Below are 19,956 nucleotides of genomic sequence, written 5' to 3' on the forward strand. Positions count from 1 at the left end.
TGATTATATCGTTTCCGCAGAATCTTCTGGTGCCTGATCAAGTTTTTTAAGCCGGTACATAAAAACATAGTTGGCCAGATAAATGAATAAAAGCGGAAATCCGTCCATCGACATCTGCGAATACAGTGAAACGGTCAGCGCAAAAAAGGACGCAATAAAGGCAAGATAATAGCCCTTCAGGATCGGATCCCTGATGGTGTAATAGTTTCTCACACCTGTGCCCAGTACCACAATGAACAAAAACATTTCCAGCATAAGACCCGGCCAACCGGTTTCAAGGAGCGTTTGAAGAAAGCCGCTGTCTGGCGGAAATCCTGCAAGCGGATGACCCGGATAATGTTCTTCGCCACCATCACCTGTTGTAAGAAGGCCACCACCGAAAGGATGACTGAAAATATACGGACGAATTCGTGCCCTGTTCATATCACGAACATTCATGGAAGCATCCTGCGATGGGTTAAAGGCAGACCTTAGCCGGGTTAGTGTTGGGTTGTAAATCGGGGCGAAATAAAGTGAAACGAATACAACGCCGGCAATTACAGCAAATGCAAGAGTTTTAACTTTGTTGATATTGAGTAAAACATAAATGGCGACACCAATAGGAACGATGACATAGGCTGTACGTGTTCCGGAATAAAGCATGGCTGTCCAAAACAGGATCCCGGCAATAAATAACATAACCCGCTTGTACCAGACAAACTTCGCGAGTGCAAGCGTAAATGCCATCATACCGGCAAATGACATAAATAATCCAAATGTGGCAACATCAGATATAAAGGACCATTTTCTCCATTTGCCCCCAATGAAAAGCAGGTTAATTCTTTCTGTGGTCTTCGATGCCCAGTCCAGGTCAAATTTTGGAAGTCCTACAAATTCCTGATAAAAGCAGTAAAATGAAGCAAGAACGGCAACTCCTAACCAGACTTTCAGGAAGGTAAAAATGTCCTTCCTCGTTTCAAATATTCCTTCTGCAATCAGATAGATACAAATGGTTCGAAAAGAAAGTCTCGCGCCGAAAAACCAGGCAGTAAAGTTACCATTGATGTTAAAGACCTGAAGGAGGTCATATCCAAATATGATCAGGAGAACGATCGTGATGGGTTCTTTCATAAAAGACCACTCGTGCGTTTTCACCGCCTTTCGCATTAAAACCGCAAACATCAATACATAAATATAAATATCGATGATGGTTCCGGATTTCACATTTAGATAGAAAATTCGCTCAATGATGGGCAAAAATGAGGTGAGTATAAACAGGATATAAAACCCAACCCGTAAGGATATCAAACTTATGGTGATAACAGGAATTGCAATGATACCCATCAATGCAATCAATGAAACTTCCTTGCCTTGTCCCGATATGAAGTATGCAATTGAAAGTCCGAGCAGCAGGAGAATCGCGAATCCAAACCAATTATTGAATTTCTCTTTGATGACCTTTTCCTGAAGCCAGTTGCCGATGGAATTCCTATCCTGATTCATTCACCCGGTCAATTACAATTGTACAAGAATTGGAAACTCGGTTACTTTCACTTCAATGGAGTTTTTTTCATAGGTTTCACCGGATAACCAATCCGGATCTTCCGATTTTTCAAGCGCGAATACAGACATACCGCCTTTATTGTCTCCATTGATCATTTTTTCGGTACTTGCCCCGGTAACACTGGCCAGCCATAATGCCTGAATATCGCTTTCCCCATTCTTTGAAAATGTCATGATATGCATGCCATCCACAATTTCATAATTCCTGAGGAAATATCCGCTTAATTTCGATCTCATTCCGTTTACTACATACCAGGCCAGATCCTTTTGACCGTTCTTACGGATTAAACCGGAAGTGCTGAACTGGACTTTATAGTAGCCTGCACCAATGGCTTTCGGATCCTTAAGTGTAAATAAGTAAAGCCTGTCGAAGCCCGATCCATACATGGATAATGACAGCCTGGCCAATTGACGTGCCTGTGCTTTCGGACTGATACCCATATCGGTTACAGAATCACCCGGTGCTGTTGGGGTTCCCATACGCCCCTCTTCTGCCGTCATTTTATCATAACCGCTTTCGGTCATCCAGATATCACAATCAGGAAATTCTTCCCTCATTTCATTTACAAATCGTACCGATTGTTCATAGATATCAGTATCCTCAAATTGCGGCCTTCCTTTTGTGTCATTCAGTTTTCGGTAAATACGTCCATATTCCGGATACTTATGAACATTAATCACAAAATTCGTAAGTGGATTAATCGGGTATCCATATTTTTCAGCATCCTTCCGCAGATCAAGTAGTTCATCGCGTACATCCAGAAAATAGTCTTCTTTTATATCGATAAGTCCGGGAAAAACGATTTTCATAGAAGGATCTGCATTGCGGATACCATGACCTGGCCCCATCAAGCCCATATGTCCGTCAATCGCTGCCGAAAGAAATGCCGCCATATCACCCGGTGAAGCTTCTTCCTTATCTGTAAACCAATTACGGTCCATTTCATTGCCTGGCTCTATGGCTTCAATCAGATCCAGACCTGCAAGCTTTTCATTACTGTCAATCACCTTTATTAAGTTCCGGTCGATGGTCCCTCCATCCTCCGTGAATTGATTTTTTCCATATCGTGCTGCGAATTGATACAGAAAAGAACTGAAGGCCTTATAATCCATGGGGTTTTTTCTGTTTCCATTGGTATCCCAGGGAAGTTGTCCCTGCGGAATGAGCGTATCCTGTTCGACATCGGTATACAGCAGGTTTCCATTCAGCACCGGTATACTGCTCATTCCGTTCTTTTTCATTTCAGAAAGGAATTTGTCGAAGTTGAAACCATTCGCTCCCCTGGCGGGATTGAAACCCATTTTATCATTCGGATATTCATCATGAGGGACGGTCAGGTCAACAATATAGAATCGGCCATTCGCGCCTTTCAAAACCTCTTCTCCTGTGAAGGTCATAGCATTCATTGCAAAAACCCTGTGGTTTAATGCTACCTTGTACTGATCTTCCAGCCATGGCTGCCTGTCTTCCCGCACAGAATTAATGCTTAAAAATTCGTCAAATGAATTTATGCACTCATTAAATGTACGGGGCCCGGAAGTATCTTTAATAAAATAAAATCCGATGACTGTGACCAAAAGAACAGGAATTATTAAAAACCTCATGAATCGCATAAAATTCTTTTAAGTTTATTCTGATCAATATCCGATCCTACACGGCTATTGAAACAATACCCGGGTTTACGTAGATCAATCATCTAAAAAGCTAAATTGTAACCATAAAGATTACTAAAATACACCGAAACATGTGCATTTGCCGGATGATCTGATTAATAAGGGTTTCCCCAACAACAAATTCAATGACATTTGATAAATGATCTTAAAAGTTTTTAATGATGCTTCAGGGTAAAATATCCATACTTATTTCAGGATGACAGAGATCATCGCCCTTTCATTAAGTTTCCTGGTGACGCTGTTTGTTGTAACAAAAATGGCCAGGAACCCCCATTGGGCCATTCGATTTTTCGATTTTCCGCAGGTGCAGATCCTTGTACTTTGCGTTTTGTTGCTGGGTGTTGACATTTACCTCTTTTCATTTACCGTTTGGTATCATTGGGTAACAGCGATCATATTATTTCTTGCCATTGTTTATGAGTCCATTGTAATTCTGCCATTCACGCCCTTATATCCAAAACAGGTGCCACGTGTTCCGGAATCCCGTCAGAAACAGGGTCTTTCGATACTTATTTCAAATGTTTACATGAATAACCGGCAATATGACCAGTTTACCGCCTTAGTTAATGAACGAAACCCCGATATATTCATAACACTCGAATCAGACGATCAGTGGGAAGAAGCATTGAAAATTCTGGAGAAATCCTATCCGTATTCCTGTAAAATTCCGCTTTCAAATATGTATGGGATGCATTTGTATTCAAAGTTTGAGCTATTTCAGCTGCGCGTCAGGTATGTAGTTGAAGATGATGTCCCCTCGATTGTTACTGAAATTCAGCCCCATGGTAAAGGTCCGATTACTCTCTATGCGGTGCACCCCAAGCCCCCAAGTCCCACGGAAAATGAGGAAAGTACCGAACGGGACGGGGAGTTGTTCATGCTCGCATATGAGATTCAACAACTGGACACGCCGGTCATTATCGCCGGAGACCTCAACGACGTTGCGTGGTCCCGGTCTACCCGAAGGTTTCAGCGACTCAGCAGACTACTGGACCCGCGGATCGGGCGCGGCTTTTTCAATACATTTAATGCTAAACTTCCCCTCTTACGCTGGCCGCTGGATCACGTATATCACTCGGAGCATTTTGCCGTACGAAAGATTGAACGGCTTCGTCACATCGGATCTGATCATTTTCCGCTCTTTATTTCACTCGAATTCAATCCGCCCGAAGGTCCCGAATTTATGCCTGAGGAAGCAGATGAGGAGGATCACGACATAGCGCAGACAAAAATTGAGAATGCCATAGACAGAGGAAGTGCCTGAATGGAAATCAGAAACCGAATAGAGACGGAATCCAGGTGCTGAGCGAGGGAATAAAAGTAGTAAGCAACAGTACTACAAGCATGGCCAGAAACATAGGCACGAGCGGACGAAGAACCTGGCGGATCTTTACACCCGCTACACTGCAACCGACAAAAAGAACGGAACCAACCGGGGGTGTGCATAGTCCGATGCACAGGTTCATCACCATAATAATTCCAAAATGGATTGGACTCATCCCAAGCTCCGTAACTACGGGCAGGAATATGGGTGTAAAAATGAGTACCGACGGTGTTATATCCATGAAAATACCAACCGCAAGTAAAATTGCATTAATGATGAGTAAAATGATGATCGGATTGTCACTGATCCCCATCATGAATGAGGTCAGATCCTGCGGAATGTTCTCGTACGACATAACCCATGACATACCCATCGATGTGCCGATCAGCAGCATGACGATGGATGTTGTCTTGACGGTTTCAAGCAGGATCGAAGGTATATCCCGGGTCGTGATTTCTTTGTAGAGAAAGGCCAGAATAAAGGTATATAGCACGGCAATCGCTGAAGCTTCCGTTGCTGTAAATATTCCCGCCACAATTCCTCCGATTACAATGAGTAAAAGGACCAGGCTCGGCAGTGCACGCAGCATAATATGCAATCCCCTCGATATGGTAATGCGTTCGGTCTTAACTTTTGTCTTTCGCGAAAGAATCCCGGCCACGACCATCAGGGCTGCGCCAATAAGTAGGCCGGGAATATAGCCGGCCAGAAATAAAGCGGCAATAGATGCCCCGCCGCTGGCGAGTGAATAGATGATCAGAATGTTGCTTGGTGGAATGATCAGCCCGGTTGTCGCACTGGTGAGGTTTACCGCAGCACTGAAAGACTTATCATACCCCTCTTCTTCCATCCTGGGAATCATGAATCCGCCAATCGCGGATGCCGCTGCTACGGCAGATCCCGAAATAGCACCAAAAAGCATACACGCCAGGATGTTCACGTAAGCAAGTCCGCCCGGTAACCGACCGACGAGGACCTTGGCAAAATCAATAAGGCGGGTGGCAATTCCTCCACGGTTCATCAGCTGACCGGAAAGAATGAAGAATGGGATGGCCAACAGCGCAAAGCTGTCGAGCCCGGTGGCAATACGTTGTGCTAACGTGGTTACGGCGGGCAGTGAGGGCATGCTAACCAGCAGCGTGAACAGGGAAGAAAGTCCGATGCTGTATGCTACAGGAACACCGATGGCCAGTAGTACAAAAAAGCTCAGGAGTAATATCAATACTTCATTAACCCCCATCTCCCGAATACTTAAGTTTTATGATGTTGGAAATACTGTAATAAACAATCAGAATTCCACTCAGGGGTAAAACGATATATACATATCCCACCGGAATATTGAGGTTTGCCGAATACTGCTCAAGGTATAACGTAAGATATACCAGGCGACCTCCGCCGATGGTAAGAACGGTGAGTGCAAATACTATCACCAGGGAATTGATGATATAATCCAGCCGGGTTTTCCAGCGATCGTTCGACATGTCCTGAACTATATCGATGGCAAGATGAAGGCCCTTGCCTGAAGCAAAGGCAGCCCCGAGAAGGCCTGTCCAGATCATGAGAAATCCCGCCAGTTCGTCGGTGAAACTGCTGGGGTCATTCAGGACGTATCGTGAAAATACCTGCCATAGAACATTGAGGACCATAATCCCCATCAGGATAACCAGGATACGCGCAAGAATAGAATCGACACGTTCCCTCATAGGCCGGTTTTTTTAATGTCGGTGATCATTTTATACAGCTCCGGCTGATCACGGTATGACTCGTGTATCGACATTACCTCCCGGCTGAATTTTTCCTTATCCGGATAAATGATTTCAACACCGGCTTCCTGGACCTTTTTTAAGGATTCCTGAACCGATTCAGCCCAGACCTGGCGCTGATAGGAGACAGACTCCCTGGCCGCTTCAGTAACCCAGGTTTTCTCTTCTTCTGAAAGACGGTCCCACCATTCGGTACTGATCAGCAATACATCCGGCACCATGGTATGCTCATCCAGTGAATAGTACTTGCAAACCTCGTAGTGACGCGCCGAATAAAAGCTTGGCGGATTATTTTCGGCACCATCAACAACACCCTGCTGAAGCGCTGTATATAATTCCCCGAAAGAGATGGGTGTGGGCGAACCACCGAGGGCGGTCACCATGTTTACTGCGGTGTTGCTTTTCATTACGCGCAGCTTGAGTCCGTCGAGGTCTTCCGGACTGTTCACGGGAACATCTTTGGTGTAAAAGCTTCTGCTTCCGGCATCGTAGAAACATAACCCGCGAAGACGAAAACGTCCGCCCTGCTCCAGCAGATCTTCGCCAATCGGACCTTCCAATACATCGAACAGATGGTCGCCGTCACGGAATAAATAGGGCAGCCCCAAAACTCTGTAACTTGGTACAAAGTTTTCCATCACTGCCGCTGACACTTTCGTAATCGCCACACTACCGATCTGAAGCAATTCCAGGCACTCACGTTCATTGCCAAGCTGACCGTTGGGATAGATACGGACGGTAAGATTACCTCCAGATTTTTCTTCCACACGCCGTGCAAAATCGACGATGCCTTTGTGAACCGGGTGCGTCACATCCAGTCCGTGCGCAAGCTTTAATTCCTTAATTGTGCTTTCCTGTCCGCAACCGAATAAAAGAAAAATACTGCCGACAAAAAGAATATACCTAAACATTCCGAACCTCCCTGATCATATTACAAACCTCCCTGATTTTTGCAGTAATGACTTCCGCGGAACTTCGTACAAGCTCCTCAGAAAACAAGGCTGAACCCATCCCGACACAATAGGCCCCTGCATCAAACCATTGTTTAAGGTTTTCCCTTTCGGGCTTGACCCCTCCGGTAGGCATGATCCTGCTCCAGGGCATTGGCCCGAGTAACGCCCCGATAAATCCGGGACCCAGAACATTCGCCGGGAAAAGTTTTACCAGTGAAGCCCCTTTTTGCTGGGCATTGCCCACTTCCGTTACTGATCCGCAACCAGGGATATAGGGCACACCCATTTCATTACAAGCCTGGTTGACTTCTTCAGAATAAAGCGGAGCGACAATGAAATCAGCACCCTGTTGAATGAAGGCATCTGCTGTTTCACTATCCATAACTGAACCAGCCCCCAGGAACATGTCTGGCATCGAATTTTTTCTTGATATGTTCAATGCTTCGAAAACCCTCATTGCATTTTCTCCCCTGTTGGTAAATTCAAAAACCCGAATTCCAGCATCATAGCAGGCCCCCATGACCTTTTTTGAAATTTCCGGGTCAGGGTGATAAAATACCGGTACCATACCGGACTCGTGCATTCTTTCGATACAGTTCTTCAAGATCCTACCTGTTTAATTTTCCCCTGTGCGATGCACTGATTATTGACTTAATATCATCAGCGCTACCCACCAGATGATCACCGGAGACCGTGTGCTTGTATGCGCCAGCTGCTGTCGCGAATTCAATTGTTTCCTGCAACGGCTGTTCATTTATTTTTCCATAGATCAAACCCGCCATAAATGCGTCGCCCCCACCGATTCGGTCGACGATCGGACTTACCCGGTAAGTTGAAGAGAGGTAGGGCTGACCTTCGAAAAGTATTCCTTTTAATTTATTGTCACTTGCACTGATAACTTCCCGGGACAACATTGCCAATGTCTGAATAGAAGGAAAGGATTCGCTGGTCTTCCTGAAAAATTCAAGTATTTCCTTGTCATCCAGATGTGCACTTTCATTTGCAAATTCGTCACCGGTCATCCGGGCGATGGTCAGCGGATCTCCAACAAGTAAAGAAGTTTTACCAAGTAATTCCGGAATTACGTCGAGGGGCGAAATGCCATAATCCCAAAGTGTTTTTCTGAAGTGCAAATCACAGGAAATAGGGATTTCTCTGCTGGCCGCCTCTTCGACAGACTTCCTGCAAAGATCAGCCGCGTTTTGCGATAATGCCGGGGTAATTCCCGACCAGTGAAACCAGGTAATTCCCTCGAACAGGGAATCCCAATTCACATCCTCCACTCTAAGGGTATTGAAGGAAGCGTTTTTTCGGTCATAGATAATATTACCCGCACGTACGGATGCCCCATGTTCGAGATAATACAGACCCATCCGGTCGCCGCCGTAGGAAATATAAGAGGTATCTATCCCGAATGCATGCAGTTTTCGGCAGGCCGTTTGCCCAATCGGATTATCCGTTACCCTTGACAGCATTCTCCCGGCCATTTCAAACTGGCCCAGCGCAATCAGCACATTCGCTTCTGAGCCCCCGTAGGATACCCCGAATTGCGATGCCTGCTCAAACTTTTCCTGATTGATCGTGCCGAACCGCAGAATTAATTCACCCAGACTTAATACCATAACTCAATTTACTTTAATTCATTGAAAGAAAAATACCTGACTGCATTGTAAAAACAGATGTTTCGGATCATTCCGCCTACCAGCTCAGGTTCATCGGGAAGCTGCCCTTTCTCTATTTCATTACCCAGGAGATTACATAAAATTCTTCGAAAATATTCATGACGGGGGAATGAAAGGAAGCTTCTTGAATCTGTAAGCATGCCAATGAATCTGCTAAGTAATCCTACATTGGACAGGGCGTCGAGCTGCTTTTCAATTCCGTCTTTTTGATCCAGGAACCACCAGGCCGCCCCGTACTGGATCTTGCCGGGAATTGTTCCATCGTTAAAATTACCAGCCATGGCCGCCATGACTTCATTATCCCGGGGATTCAGATTATACAAAATGGTCTGTGCCAATTCATTCGTACTATCCAGTGAATTTAGAAAAGCCGACAGATTTTTAGCCTGCGAGAAATCGCCAATGGAATCGAAACCGGTATCTGGCCCCAGTGTTTGCATCATTCTGCTACTGTTGTTTCTAAGTGCACCCAGGTGGAACTGCTGTGTCCAGCCAAGACGATTATAAATTTTGCATACTTCAAGAAGGACAGCCATAGTGAACTGTTCCTTTTCGGCAACTGAAATTGATTTACCCGCACGCGCGTTGTTGAAAATGGTGCGAATGTCAGATGCGGTAAAATTCAACGGATATAACTGCTCGAGCCCATGATCAGCCAGGCGGCAGCCAGTATCATGAAAGAACCGAATCCTGTTTTCCAGTGCAGCCAGTAAATCGTCGAAGGTGTGAATATTGCTGTCGCTTATCTCTTCAAGCGCACCCAGGTAATTTTCGAAATGATCTTTTTCATTTATTCTGAAAATTTTATCCGGCCGGAATGATGGCAGCATATGAAGATCAGGATCATCCATCATCCGGTGGTATCGCAGGTCATCGATGGGGTCATCGGTCGTGCAGACCAGCTTTACATTCATCATTTTTAAAAGACCCCGGCAGCCGAATTCAGGTTTTGAAAGATATTGACCCGCGGTATCATATACCGATGAAGCGGTTTTCTCGTTGAGCAATGTATGAATTCCGAAATACCTTCGTAATTCCAGGTGTGTCCAGTGATATAAAGGATTCCGTAAAGTATTCGGTACGGTTTCCGCCCATTTCAGGAATTTATCCCCGGGAGGTGCATCCCCTGTTATAAATTTTTCATCGATGCCATTGGCTCTCATGGCACGCCATTTATAATGATCACCCTCCAGCCAGGCCTCGGTCAAATTTTTGAATTGCTTGTCCTCTGCGATATCCTTAGGTGAAAGATGGTTATGATAATCGATGATGGGCATTTCTTCGGCAAATGTGTGGAAAAGCATTTCAGCCGTTTTGGAATCAAGCAGGAAATTCTTGTCGAGAAATTCTTTCATAATCCGAGTGATTTACTGATTCCCAATGCCAATCCACGTAATTCTGCCAGGCCCCGCAATCTCCCTATTGCTGAATAGCCGGGATTGGTCTTTTTCTTCAGATCATCGAGCATCTGATGACCGTGATCGGGACGCATTGGCATTCTTTGATCGGCCCGTCCTTCCTGCTGCCGTCTCGCCTGTTCCAGTAAAAGGTATTTCATCACACTGTACATATCGACGTCGCCATCAAGGTGATCGGCTTCATAAAAATTGCCATGTTCATCACGACGGGTACTTCGCAAATGAATAAAATTGATTCGGTGACCAAGACGCTGTACCATGCCCGCGAGATCATTGTCGGCACGCACCCCATAGGATCCGGTGCAGAAACAAAGCCCGTTCGACGGACTGTCAACAGCGTTAAGCAATTCCACCGCATCACTCTCCGTGCTAACTACACGCGGTAGTCCGAGTATCGGGTAGGGAGGATCATCCGGATGTATGGCCATCAAAACACCTGCTTTCTCTGCGACCGGAATGATTCTCTTCAGAAAATATTTCAGGTTTTCACGCAGTACTGATTCCCCGATGCCATCGTAACCAGCCAGCACATCGTTGAAGGAATCGAGTGAATAACCTTCTTCGGCACCGGGCAGACCGGCAATAATATTATTGATAAGAATGGTCCTGTCTTCACGACTCATGCTGTCAAGAAGTTTCTTTGCTGCTTCCTTTTCCTCTTTCGCGTAGGCCGATTGTGCCCCTGGCCGGGACAGCAGGAATAATTCGAATGCTGCAAACGCTGTTTTGTTGAAATACAACGCCCTGGAACCATCCGGCATTTCATAGGCAAGATCTGTCCGGGTCCAGTCCAGGACGGGCATGAAATTGTAGCAGACAATGTCGATTCCTGATTTTCCCAGGTTTCGGATACTGTTACAATAATTCTCGATATACCTTTCGTAATTCCCCGTGCGTTTTTTGATATCCTCGTGAACAGGAATACTTTCAACGACCGACCATTTCAGTCCGGCCTGTTCTATGATAGCTTTTCGCTTTTCAATTTCGGCGGTATCCCAAAGCTCACCATTCGGAATATGATGCAGGGCAGTTACAATTCCCGTTGCTCCTGCCTGCTTTATGTCATCGAGACTTACAGGGTCATTCGGACCGTACCAGCGCCATGTTTGTTCAAGGCTCATGAGAATAGAGGTTTCAGATGTCGGTTCATAATGTTATGGTAAACATTGTTGCCAATGATTTCCTGATGTCTTTTTACCAGTCGCATGAATTGCCGGTTATTTTCTCCGGCTATCTTGTAGGCCGTGTGCATGAGTTGCCGGATGTTTGGATTATAACGCATATCCTGTGGGTCATGTCTGAATGTAGCTGCCATGTCTGCAGGAGAAAGGGCAGAAAACACTTCCGGCAACTTTAATTCGGCCCGATCAATGCTCAATACGGTGGAATAGTTAGCCGTTAATTCATCAATACGATGATATGCCTGCGAATAGATGTCTGCAATGAATTCCGATGCTTCTCCACCGCTTTCGGCAAGGCCAATGGCCTCTTCGAGCCAGGTGGTGCCCGCAGTCTTCACATGAATTCCCATATTCTGCTCCTTGATCAGTCTGTTCATGATCGGGTAAAGTGAAAATTTATCGCTTCCCGTATGAATACTCAATTTAAGATTTTCAGGCAATTTGAAGTGGGAAATGGCCGACTTAACGACAGTGAGATACTGGCGAAAAACGGTTTCGAATTCATCGGGATTTCCAATATAATCGATACCCTTATTAAATTTTCCGGGGAAACGCGGAGCAATGGTTTGAAGCCGGACGCCATTGAGCTCCATCATTTTCAGGATGAAGAACAGGTCAACCGGATTCTGGGGCTGAGGTACCTCGTCCATTGAAATTTCGGCAATGAATGCATTGGTTCCTTTAACTTCAGAAATGACCGAGTAGATCTTACCGGCCTCGACAGCTGCCTTCCAGTAGTTATTCCCCAGTTTGCGCAGCATGGTATCATCTACCTCACAGGATACGGAACCCCCGATTTGCATGCTGCCAGAAAAGGGAGAAAAGAATTCCAGGTAGTGATCCATTTCCTCGCGACCGAGGTGAACGCCAATCTGTGCAGCGACATCGATCGTAAAAAAGTCGGCATGTTCAAGGTAATCATAAACAGTCTGAAGAGTGATATGATCTGCATCGACGTGGTAGGGATCCTTCCAATCTGTTTCATGAACGGCATTTTTGGCTTCTTCCATGACTGATAGGGGCTCGGTGCCGACGGTACTGTGTTCACGGTGTGATTTATTCCAGACAGGAGTAACAGAAATCCCTTGTTCGGCCAGGTTTATAAAGGCTTTCAGCTGGTTTGAGCCCTGCATCCCGAACCGATCTCCAATACCAAACGAATATTTTGAAAGCTCCATATAACCTCATTTTTATACCCCACTGAAGGCATTGAATCCTCCGTCGACTGGCAGGACGATGCCCGTAACAAACCTGGCGCTCTCACTGCATATCCAAAGCATCGCTCCGTCCAGATCCTCCGGTTCACCGAAGCGTCCTTGCGGAGTATGACCCAGGATGGTCCGTCCGCGTGGTGTGAGCTGCTCATTTTCATCGAGGAGGAGGGCACGATTCTGGTTGGTAAGGAAAAACCCGGGGGCCAGTGCGTTTACCCGTATGTTGCTCTTGGCAAAGTAAACTGCCAGCCATTCGGTGAAATTCGAGACCGCTGCCTTCGCACCGCTGTATGCAGGGATCTTGGTAAGCGGCCTGAAAGCATTCATGGATGAAATATTGAGGATTACACTTCCCTCGTTGTTCACCATATCTTCGGCAAAGACCTGCGTAGGTAAGAGCGTCCCGATGAAATTCAGGTTAAATACAAATTGAATCCCTTCCGGGTCAAGATCAAAAAAGGACGTAAGTGATTTTTGGGTTTCATCGTGCTCCAGCATTCCGGTCGTGCCCTTCGGGTGATTTCCGCCGGCCCCGTTGATCAGGATCTGGCAGGGGCCAAAACGGTCATGAAGTATTTGCCTTGCGTTTAACAGGCTTTGCTTCGAGAGAACATCTGCTGCGATGGCAATAGCGGATCCTCCTTTATTCGTGATTTCTGCAGCGATTTGGTTGGCAGCCGCCTGGTCTATATCCAGAATGGCGACATTGGCTCCCTGGCTGGCAAAGGTGTGTGCCATATGACTGCAAATCACGCCAGCGCCACCAGTGATAACCACATTCTTTCCGATATAATCTGAGTAAGCAGGAACCATGACGATGAGTTAAAAAAAACGTCCCCCACAAAATATAAGCTAAACCCTTATGAATAGAAATATAATGTCTGCCGGGGGACGAAATATCTTTGTGTGTAATATATACACAGAATAAAAATTAAACAATGGGATTGCCAACTATTTAAGCCGGTAGAGTTCGGGCCCTCCGCGCAAGCCTGGCTTTTTTTCCCCGGTGTTTATCAGTAATTCTTTCTGGATCATCTTCTTACGGAAATTTCTTCGATCGAGTGAAACACCCAGAATAGATTCATAGAGATCCTGCAATTCCTTGAGCGTAAATTTTTCCGGGAGCAGTTCATCAAAAAGAAGCTTTTCCTCCAGGTTTCGCTGTAGCAGTTCGTGAGCATCCTGAACAAGCTGGTCATGATCGAAAGCAAGCCCTGGTATTTTTGAGAAGGGAAACCATTTTACTTCCGAGATGTAACTGCTGGGAATGGCCGGATGATTTTCAGGCTTGATGAGGGCATAGTAGCATAGCGTAATTACCCGTCGTACCGGATGGCGGTTCACATCACCATAACACTTTACTTGTTCCTTATGGATTCCATTAATCCCCGTGAGATGATAGAGGACTGCATCCATTGCTTCATTCAGTGACTGTCCCTCTTCTACGGCACCACCGGGAAGAAGCCACATGTCCTTGTAGGGTTCGATGGCCCTTTTTACAAGCAGAAGCTGTAGTTCCCCTTCCTGAAAACCGAATATGGCACAATCTACCGTAATCGGACAGGCATAGGATTCCTGGTCAATACTGCTAATTGTTTTTCGGAAGTGAGGTAATGCAGAAGGCACGCGTGAAGTTTAAAATTATTGGTAATTCAAGTTTAACAAAAATTGAGTATCAATGATTCTCTTTTAAACTAAATATGAATGTGAACCGGAAAGTGCGAAGGAATTTTTATATTCCGTTTGTGTGAAATACGCTTGCAAAAACTAACAAGTGTGTATAAATTACACAGTATTAAATTTGATTTATATGACTAGGATTGGAATCAGGGTGTTGGTTTTTCTGCTGATAGCAGGAAATTCCGTAATGGTTCACGCTCAATCGGATTGGAAAGAGCTGATCTCCGGAAATAAGCTTTCGAACTGGGAATTGGTAAACGGCAAGGCCCCTTTTAGGGTGGAGGACGGTGTCCTGATAGGTACGGCTGTCACGGATTCACCGAATTCATTTCTGGCAACCAAAGAAACCTATACCGATTTCATTCTTGAGTTTGAGGTATATTGTGATACACAGTTAAACAGCGGTATACTGGTTCGCTCAAACAGCTATGACGATTACATGGATGGTCGTGCACATGGGTACCAGGTTGAGATTGACCCGAGCGACCGGGCCTTCAGCGGGGGAATATATGACGAAGCCCGACGGGGCTGGATGTACCCTCTTTCCAGGAATACCAAGGCGATGCCGGCGTTTAAGATGTCGGCATGGAACAAGTTCCGCATAGAATTTATTGGAAATACGCTTAATACATGGATCAACGGGGTGCAGTGTGCACGTCTTGTGGATGACCTCACTTCTGAAGGATTCATCGCTTTGCAGATCCACTCCATTGGCAATGATAAAAGCCTTGAAGGTGCCAAAGTAAAATGGAAGAACATTCGTATCGCCACCACCAATCTTGAACATCTCCGGTGGGAAACCGATCCGACGGTGGTTGAGTTGAGCTTTCTGGACAATAAACTGAGCGACTATGAAAAGGATCATGGATGGCGTCTGCTTTGGGACGGTAAAACTTCTAACGGCTGGAAGGGCGCGAAGCTTGATGGCTTTCCTGAATCCGGCTGGGAAATAGAAAATGGTGAACTTACTGTGCTTGCGACAGACGGCGGTGAAGCGGCGGGTCCGGGGGATATCATCACAACGGAATCATTTTCAGATTTCGAGCTGATTGTGGATTTCAGAATTACCGAAGGGGCTAATAGTGGGATCAAATATTTTGTGGATCCTGAACTCAACAAGGCCGAGGGTTCCGCCATCGGTTGTGAATTCCAGATCCTTGATGATCGGCAGCATCCCGACGCGAAAATGGGAGTTCAAGGAAACCGAACCATAGGATCATTGTACGATCTCATCACTGCGGAGAATCTTTCGGTACCAGGTCGGTCGAAACAGTTCAAGGGTGTGGGTCAGTGGAACCGTGCACGTATCGTTTCAAAAAATGGTCATGTGGAACACTGGCTGAACAATGAGAAAGTAGTGGAATATGACCGTTTTTCCCAGATATTCAAAGCACTCGTCGCCTATAGCAAGTATCAGAAATGGGAGAATTTCGGGCGTATCCCGGAAGGTCCGATCCTGCTGCAGGATCATGGAAATACCGTTTCTTTTAAAAACATCAAAATCCGTGAATTTTAATCAGACATTATGGATAACAGGAGAAACTTCATTCTAAAATCTGCGCTGGGCGCCGGCGGACTGGCACTGGGTCTTTCAGCAAAAAGCTACGGACGGATCATGGGTGCCAACGACCGAATTCATATTGCGTTTATTGGACTGGGCCGGAGGGTTGGTGCTTACTATGATATTCTGCACAAGGATTACAATGTGGAACTTTCCTATCTCTGTGATGTGAAAGCGAGCCAGCGTACAAAAGCGGCTGCAGATCTGGGTGACAGGATTTCCTACAAGCCAAAACAAACCGATGATGTGCGGGAAGTAATTGCTGATAAAAAAGTAGATGCGATTCTCAATGCAACGCCTGACCATTGGCACGCCCCTGGCGCCTGGATGGCGATGGAGGCCGGCAAGCATGTGTATGTGGAAAAACCTTGCGGGCATAATCCGAGGGAGGGAGAATTACTGGTTCATTTCCAACAAAAATATGACCGTGTTGTACAGATGGGAAACCAGCAGCGTTCGGCCCCCCGAAGCATTGAGGTGATTAAAGAAATACATAAGGGTGCTATCGGAAGGGCGTATAAAGCTATCGCATTCTACAGTAACGGACGCGGTGAAGTACCGGTTCCGAAGGCGGCCCCGCCTCCCGAAGACCTTAACTGGGAGTTGTTCCAGGGTCCGGCGCCACGAGAATCCTACCGTCATGACACCTGGGATTACAACTGGCACTGGTATGGCTGGAAGTGGGGAACCGCAGAAACCGGAAATAATGCGACACATGAGCTGGATATTGCGCGGTGGGCACTTCAGGTTGATTTTCCTGAATATGTACATGTGGACGCCTCCAAACAGCACTTCGTTGATGACGGTTGGGAAATGTATGATACGATGTATGCCACTTTTGATTTTGGAAATGACCGGGTGATCAACTGGGACGGGAAAAGCAGAAATGCATTTCAGACCTACGGGTCAGACCGGGGAACCATTATTTATGGTACCGAAGGATCTGTATTTGTGAACCGTAACGGGTACAGGATGTTCGACCGCTATGGGAAACAGGTTTCTGAAGGACTTGGAAACGGAGATGAACAGGGAACAGCACTTGGCGGTGGCGGCTCCATGTCTACACTCCACCTGAATAATTTCTTCGAAACGATCCGCGGGAAGGAGAAACTCAATTCGCCCATCGACGAAGGAGCGAAGAGCACACTGCTGTGTCACCTGGCTAATATTGCCTATCGCAAGAAAAAGGCCTTCAAAGTAAATCCGGAAAACGGACATATCGATGATGCCGATGCGATGAAATTATGGGGTCGCGAATACGAACCCGGCTGGGAACCTAAGGTCTAGAAACCGGTAATTCGCGATTTCTATGGCTGCTCAACCATGAATCTCGTTAACGTTTGGGAATGATAGGTATCACCAGGATTCAAAACTACCGACGGAAATTCGGGCTGGTTGGGTGAGTCAGGAAAGTGCTGTGTTTCCAGGCAAAATCCCGATCGATAACCATAGTTGATTCCATACTTTCCGGTAATGGTGCCGTCAAGAAAATTTCCGGTGTAAAACTGGATTCCAGGCTCTGACGTATAAACATCCATGCGCCGGCCCGAAACGGGTTCAATAATGGAGGCTGCCATGTTTAATGATTCTTCACCTTCATAAAGCACCCAGCAATGGTCATAGCCTCCACCATTGGATATTTGTTCATTCTCATCATTGATATCCTTACCGATGGCTTTATAGTCTGAAAAATCAAATGGAGTGCCGCTGACAGATTCTACACCGGTGGGAATTAATGAAGCACTCACCGGAAGATATTCCGGTGCGTTCAGCTTCAGCTCATGATCCAGTATAGTTCCTTCCTTACCAGTCAGGTTGTAATAAGCGTGGTTGGTAAGATTCACCACCGTTTTTTTATCCGTTGTGGCGGAATAATCGAAAATGAGTTCATCTTTATTGTTCAGCGTATAGGTAACTGTCACATCGAGGTTTCCCGGATAGCCTTCTTCCATATCCGTACTTCTGTAGGTCATTATCAGGCTTACAGCATCTTCGGTTTCAACAGGCTCTGCTTGCCATACCACCTTGTCGAACCCCTTTAGTCCACCATGTAAATGGTTGCTGCCATCGTTGGCAGCCAATTGATATTCAACACCATCAAGGCTGAATTTTGCACTGGCGATACGGTTTCCATACCGGCCGATAATGGCTCCGAAATAGGGTGATTGCGCCAGGTATCCCTCGATGTTATCATAGCCCAGCACGACATCAGCCATTTCCCCGTTTCTGTCGGGCAGCATGAGCGTTCGGATGATCCCGCCATAGGTAATAACGCTCATTTCGATTCCTGAGCTGTTCCTGAGCGTATACTCCTGAATTTCCTGTCCGTCCGGGAGACTCCCGAATGATCGTGATTCTATCGACGGTAAACTCATTTCCGGTTCGGAAGATTCTTCATTTGTAGAATTCTTTGTTCCGCAAGCCGCGAGAAAAATAACCGTGAAAAGCAGCAGTATGTAATTCTTCATGTACTAAGAGTTGAATATGTGATAATATACTTCATTCATGCGTAGCGATTCCTTGAACATGCGCATTTTGGTTTCCTTGTCAATGACTACCAGCTCTATGCCGGCCATCTCGGCCAGGTCTTCGATATAATCCATTGAGATTGCCTTGCTAAAAACCGTGTGATGGGCTCCTCCCGCAAGTATCCACGCCTGAGCGGCAATATCCAGGTTTGGTTGCGGATCCCATAAAACCCGGGCTACGGGAAGTTTCGGAAGCGATTGTTCCGGCTTTACTACCTCTACTTCATTCACCAAAAGGCGAAAGCGGGTCCCCATATCGATGAGTGACACATTAATGGCAGGCCCGGAATCTACATCGAAGACCAGCCTGGCAGGATCCTCTTTTCCACCGATACTGAGTGGATGCACTTGGCAGGACGGCTTGCCGGAAGCGATCGACGGACAAATTTCCAGCATGTGGGATCCAAGAACCCGGGACCGGTCGCCGCTGAAATCATAGGTATAATCTTCCATGAAGGAAGACCCGCCCGACAGACCCTGGTCCATAACCTTAACTGCATATACCAGGGCGGCAGTCTTCCAATCCCCTTCGGCGCCAAAACCATAGCCGTCCATCATCAACCGTTGTGCCGCAATTCCGGGGAGCTGACGGAGGCCGTGGAGATTTTCGAACGTATCGGTGAAGGCATGGAATCCGCCTTCCGATAAAAATGCCCTGAGTCCGAGTTCGATCCTGGCTGCTTCTTTCAGGGACTCGCTATTCCGGACGTCGTCGGACATGACGTAGTTCTGTGCATATTCCTCGGTCAATTGCCGAATCGCTGAATCGGAAATATTATTTACATATCGGACCAGGTCTCCAGCGCCATACCCATTTACCGATATGCCCAGTTTTATTTGTGCTTCGACCTTATCACCTTCGGTTACAGAAACCTCACGCATGTTATCACCGATACGGGCGACTTTGGTTTGTTGCAGGGCATTCCAGCCGGCAGCGGTCCGGGACCATTGCGCCAGTTTTTCGGTTACCGATCGCTCCTTCCAGTGACCTACAATCACCTTCCTTCTGAGCCTGAGACGCGTGGCCATATGTCCGAATTCCCGATCGCCGTGAGCTGACTGGTTTTCGTTCATGAAGTCCATATCGATTTCCGACCAGGGAATGCCGGCATTGTACTGGGTATGCAGATGAACAAAGGGTTTATTCAATATTTTCAAACCCTGTATCCACATTTTTGCCGGGGAGAAGGTATGCATCCAGAGGATCAATCCAATACATGCTGTTGCATTGTTGGCTTCACTGATTATTGCGGTAATCTCTTCCGGAGATTTGACAACCGTTTTGTACCGTATCCTGACCGGAATTTCCTTTTGTAAATCAAAGTAGTTCGCGATTTCCTCGGAGTGGGCGGCTACATTGCGCAATACCTGGTCACCATACAGATGCTGGCTTCCTGCGATGAACCAGACTTCAAATTGATCTAACCCGTTCATAT

At 46.4% G+C, this 19,956-nt stretch carries 17 protein-coding genes; 3 read left to right on the forward strand and 14 right to left on the reverse strand.

Annotated features, from left to right (window positions below; genetic code table 11):
* Window positions 1-3 precede the first annotated feature (3 nt).
* Window positions 4-1,482: an O-antigen ligase family protein gene (locus tag LDX50_RS27705; RefSeq protein WP_225699542.1), complete on the reverse strand. Its 1,479-nt coding sequence runs from the start codon at window positions 1,480-1,482 to the stop codon at window positions 4-6.
* A 12-nt stretch (window positions 1,483-1,494) separates the two neighbouring features.
* The gene (locus LDX50_RS27710; RefSeq protein WP_225699543.1) at window positions 1,495-3,018 is read right to left on the reverse strand and encodes a hypothetical protein; all 1,524 of its coding nucleotides are present in this window, start codon (window positions 3,016-3,018) and stop codon (window positions 1,495-1,497) included.
* 394 nt (window positions 3,019-3,412) lie between these two features.
* Here LDX50_RS27710 and LDX50_RS27715 point away from each other — a divergent pair, with 394 nt between their 5' ends.
* A complete protein-coding gene (locus tag LDX50_RS27715) occupies window positions 3,413-4,480 on the forward strand; it encodes an endonuclease/exonuclease/phosphatase family protein (RefSeq protein WP_225699544.1) in 1,068 nt (355 codons plus the stop codon).
* Window positions 4,481-4,487: 7 nt separating this feature from the next.
* On the opposite strand, the gene LDX50_RS27720 is transcribed toward LDX50_RS27715, so the two are convergent.
* The 10 genes from LDX50_RS27720 to LDX50_RS31065 form a co-directional block, all read right to left on the reverse strand.
* Window positions 4,488-5,780, reverse strand: coding sequence for a TRAP transporter large permease (locus LDX50_RS27720; RefSeq protein ID WP_225699545.1), 1,293 nt, complete (start codon window positions 5,778-5,780; stop codon window positions 4,488-4,490).
* Entirely contained in the window at window positions 5,770-6,243 is a 474-nt protein-coding gene (locus tag LDX50_RS27725) for a TRAP transporter small permease (RefSeq protein WP_225699546.1), read from the reverse strand. Before LDX50_RS27725 ends, LDX50_RS27720 begins: the two co-directional genes overlap by 11 nt.
* Window positions 6,240-7,214 carry a TRAP transporter substrate-binding protein gene (locus tag LDX50_RS27730; protein WP_225699547.1) on the reverse strand — a complete coding sequence of 325 codons (975 nt, stop codon included), beginning with the start codon at window positions 7,212-7,214 and terminating at the stop codon, window positions 6,240-6,242. Before LDX50_RS27730 ends, LDX50_RS27725 begins: the two co-directional genes overlap by 4 nt.
* A complete protein-coding gene (locus tag LDX50_RS27735) occupies window positions 7,207-7,860 on the reverse strand; it encodes a bifunctional 4-hydroxy-2-oxoglutarate aldolase/2-dehydro-3-deoxy-phosphogluconate aldolase (protein ID WP_225699548.1) in 654 nt (217 codons plus the stop codon). The genes LDX50_RS27730 and LDX50_RS27735 overlap by 8 nt, the downstream gene beginning before the upstream one ends.
* A 4-nt stretch (window positions 7,861-7,864) precedes the next feature.
* Window positions 7,865-8,878, reverse strand: a complete 1,014-nt coding sequence (locus LDX50_RS27740; protein ID WP_225699549.1) for a sugar kinase — start codon at window positions 8,876-8,878, stop codon at window positions 7,865-7,867.
* A gap of 8 nt (window positions 8,879-8,886) precedes the next feature.
* Window positions 8,887-10,293 carry a glucuronate isomerase gene (uxaC, locus tag LDX50_RS27745; RefSeq protein ID WP_225699550.1) on the reverse strand — a complete coding sequence of 469 codons (1,407 nt, stop codon included), beginning with the start codon at window positions 10,291-10,293 and terminating at the stop codon, window positions 8,887-8,889.
* Window positions 10,290-11,477 (reverse strand): mannonate dehydratase, encoded by a 1,188-nt coding sequence (gene uxuA, locus LDX50_RS27750; protein ID WP_225699551.1) that lies wholly within the window; start codon window positions 11,475-11,477, stop codon window positions 10,290-10,292. The genes uxaC and uxuA overlap by 4 nt, the downstream gene beginning before the upstream one ends.
* Window positions 11,474-12,715 (reverse strand): tagaturonate epimerase family protein, encoded by a 1,242-nt coding sequence (locus LDX50_RS27755; RefSeq protein WP_225699552.1) that lies wholly within the window; start codon window positions 12,713-12,715, stop codon window positions 11,474-11,476. Before LDX50_RS27755 ends, uxuA begins: the two co-directional genes overlap by 4 nt.
* A gap of 12 nt (window positions 12,716-12,727) precedes the next feature.
* Window positions 12,728-13,564 carry an SDR family oxidoreductase gene (locus LDX50_RS27760; protein WP_225699553.1) on the reverse strand — a complete coding sequence of 279 codons (837 nt, stop codon included), beginning with the start codon at window positions 13,562-13,564 and terminating at the stop codon, window positions 12,728-12,730.
* Window positions 13,565-13,702: 138 nt separating this feature from the next.
* Window positions 13,703-14,377, reverse strand: coding sequence for an NUDIX hydrolase (locus LDX50_RS31065; protein WP_225699554.1), 675 nt, complete (start codon window positions 14,375-14,377; stop codon window positions 13,703-13,705).
* Window positions 14,378-14,561: 184 nt separating this feature from the next.
* On the opposite strand from LDX50_RS31065, the gene LDX50_RS27770 reads away from it, so the two are divergent.
* Together LDX50_RS27770 and LDX50_RS27775 are read left to right on the forward strand one after the other, a co-directional pair.
* Window positions 14,562-15,947 (forward strand): 3-keto-disaccharide hydrolase, encoded by a 1,386-nt coding sequence (locus tag LDX50_RS27770; protein ID WP_225699555.1) that lies wholly within the window; start codon window positions 14,562-14,564, stop codon window positions 15,945-15,947.
* 9 nt (window positions 15,948-15,956) lie between these two features.
* Window positions 15,957-17,279 carry a Gfo/Idh/MocA family protein gene (locus LDX50_RS27775; protein WP_225699556.1) on the forward strand — a complete coding sequence of 441 codons (1,323 nt, stop codon included), beginning with the start codon at window positions 15,957-15,959 and terminating at the stop codon, window positions 17,277-17,279.
* A gap of 20 nt (window positions 17,280-17,299) precedes the next feature.
* Here LDX50_RS27775 and LDX50_RS27780 read toward each other — a convergent pair whose 3' ends face one another.
* Together LDX50_RS27780 and araA are read right to left on the reverse strand one after the other, a co-directional pair.
* Window positions 17,300-18,460: an aldose epimerase family protein gene (locus LDX50_RS27780; RefSeq protein WP_225699557.1), complete on the reverse strand. Its 1,161-nt coding sequence runs from the start codon at window positions 18,458-18,460 to the stop codon at window positions 17,300-17,302.
* Window positions 18,461-18,463: 3 nt separating this feature from the next.
* A complete protein-coding gene (araA, locus tag LDX50_RS27785; protein WP_225699576.1) occupies window positions 18,464-19,954 on the reverse strand; it encodes an L-arabinose isomerase in 1,491 nt (496 codons plus the stop codon).
* Window positions 19,955-19,956 lie beyond the last annotated feature (2 nt).

The organism is Fulvivirga sedimenti (assembly GCF_020328055.1).

What these genes read in the sequence shown, in the direction of transcription:
- LDX50_RS27740 (WP_225699549.1), bottom strand. Translation starts at nt 8,878, where the DNA reads ATGGTATTAAGTCTGGGTGAATTAATTCTGCGGTTCGGCACGATCAAT.
- LDX50_RS27730 (WP_225699547.1), bottom strand. Translation starts at nt 7,214, where the DNA reads ATGTTTAGGTATATTCTTTTTGTCGGCAGTATTTTTCTTTTATTCGGT.
- araA (WP_225699576.1), bottom strand. Translation starts at nt 19,954, where the DNA reads ATGAACGGGTTAGATCAATTTGAAGTCTGGTTCATCGCAGGAAGCCAG.
- LDX50_RS27755 (WP_225699552.1), bottom strand. Translation starts at nt 12,715, where the DNA reads ATGGAGCTTTCAAAATATTCGTTTGGTATTGGAGATCGGTTCGGGATG.
- uxuA (WP_225699551.1), bottom strand. Translation starts at nt 11,477, where the DNA reads ATGAGCCTTGAACAAACATGGCGCTGGTACGGTCCGAATGACCCTGTA.
- LDX50_RS27760 (WP_225699553.1), bottom strand. Translation starts at nt 13,564, where the DNA reads ATGGTTCCTGCTTACTCAGATTATATCGGAAAGAATGTGGTTATCACT.
- LDX50_RS27780 (WP_225699557.1), bottom strand. Translation starts at nt 18,460, where the DNA reads ATGAAGAATTACATACTGCTGCTTTTCACGGTTATTTTTCTCGCGGCT.
- LDX50_RS27725 (WP_225699546.1), bottom strand. Translation starts at nt 6,243, where the DNA reads ATGAGGGAACGTGTCGATTCTATTCTTGCGCGTATCCTGGTTATCCTG.
- uxaC (WP_225699550.1), bottom strand. Translation starts at nt 10,293, where the DNA reads ATGAAAGAATTTCTCGACAAGAATTTCCTGCTTGATTCCAAAACGGCT.
- LDX50_RS27715 (WP_225699544.1), top strand. Translation starts at nt 3,413, where the DNA reads ATGACAGAGATCATCGCCCTTTCATTAAGTTTCCTGGTGACGCTGTTT.
- LDX50_RS27775 (WP_225699556.1), top strand. Translation starts at nt 15,957, where the DNA reads ATGGATAACAGGAGAAACTTCATTCTAAAATCTGCGCTGGGCGCCGGC.
- LDX50_RS27705 (WP_225699542.1), bottom strand. Translation starts at nt 1,482, where the DNA reads ATGAATCAGGATAGGAATTCCATCGGCAACTGGCTTCAGGAAAAGGTC.
- LDX50_RS27770 (WP_225699555.1), top strand. Translation starts at nt 14,562, where the DNA reads ATGACTAGGATTGGAATCAGGGTGTTGGTTTTTCTGCTGATAGCAGGA.
- LDX50_RS27720 (WP_225699545.1), bottom strand. Translation starts at nt 5,780, where the DNA reads ATGGGGGTTAATGAAGTATTGATATTACTCCTGAGCTTTTTTGTACTA.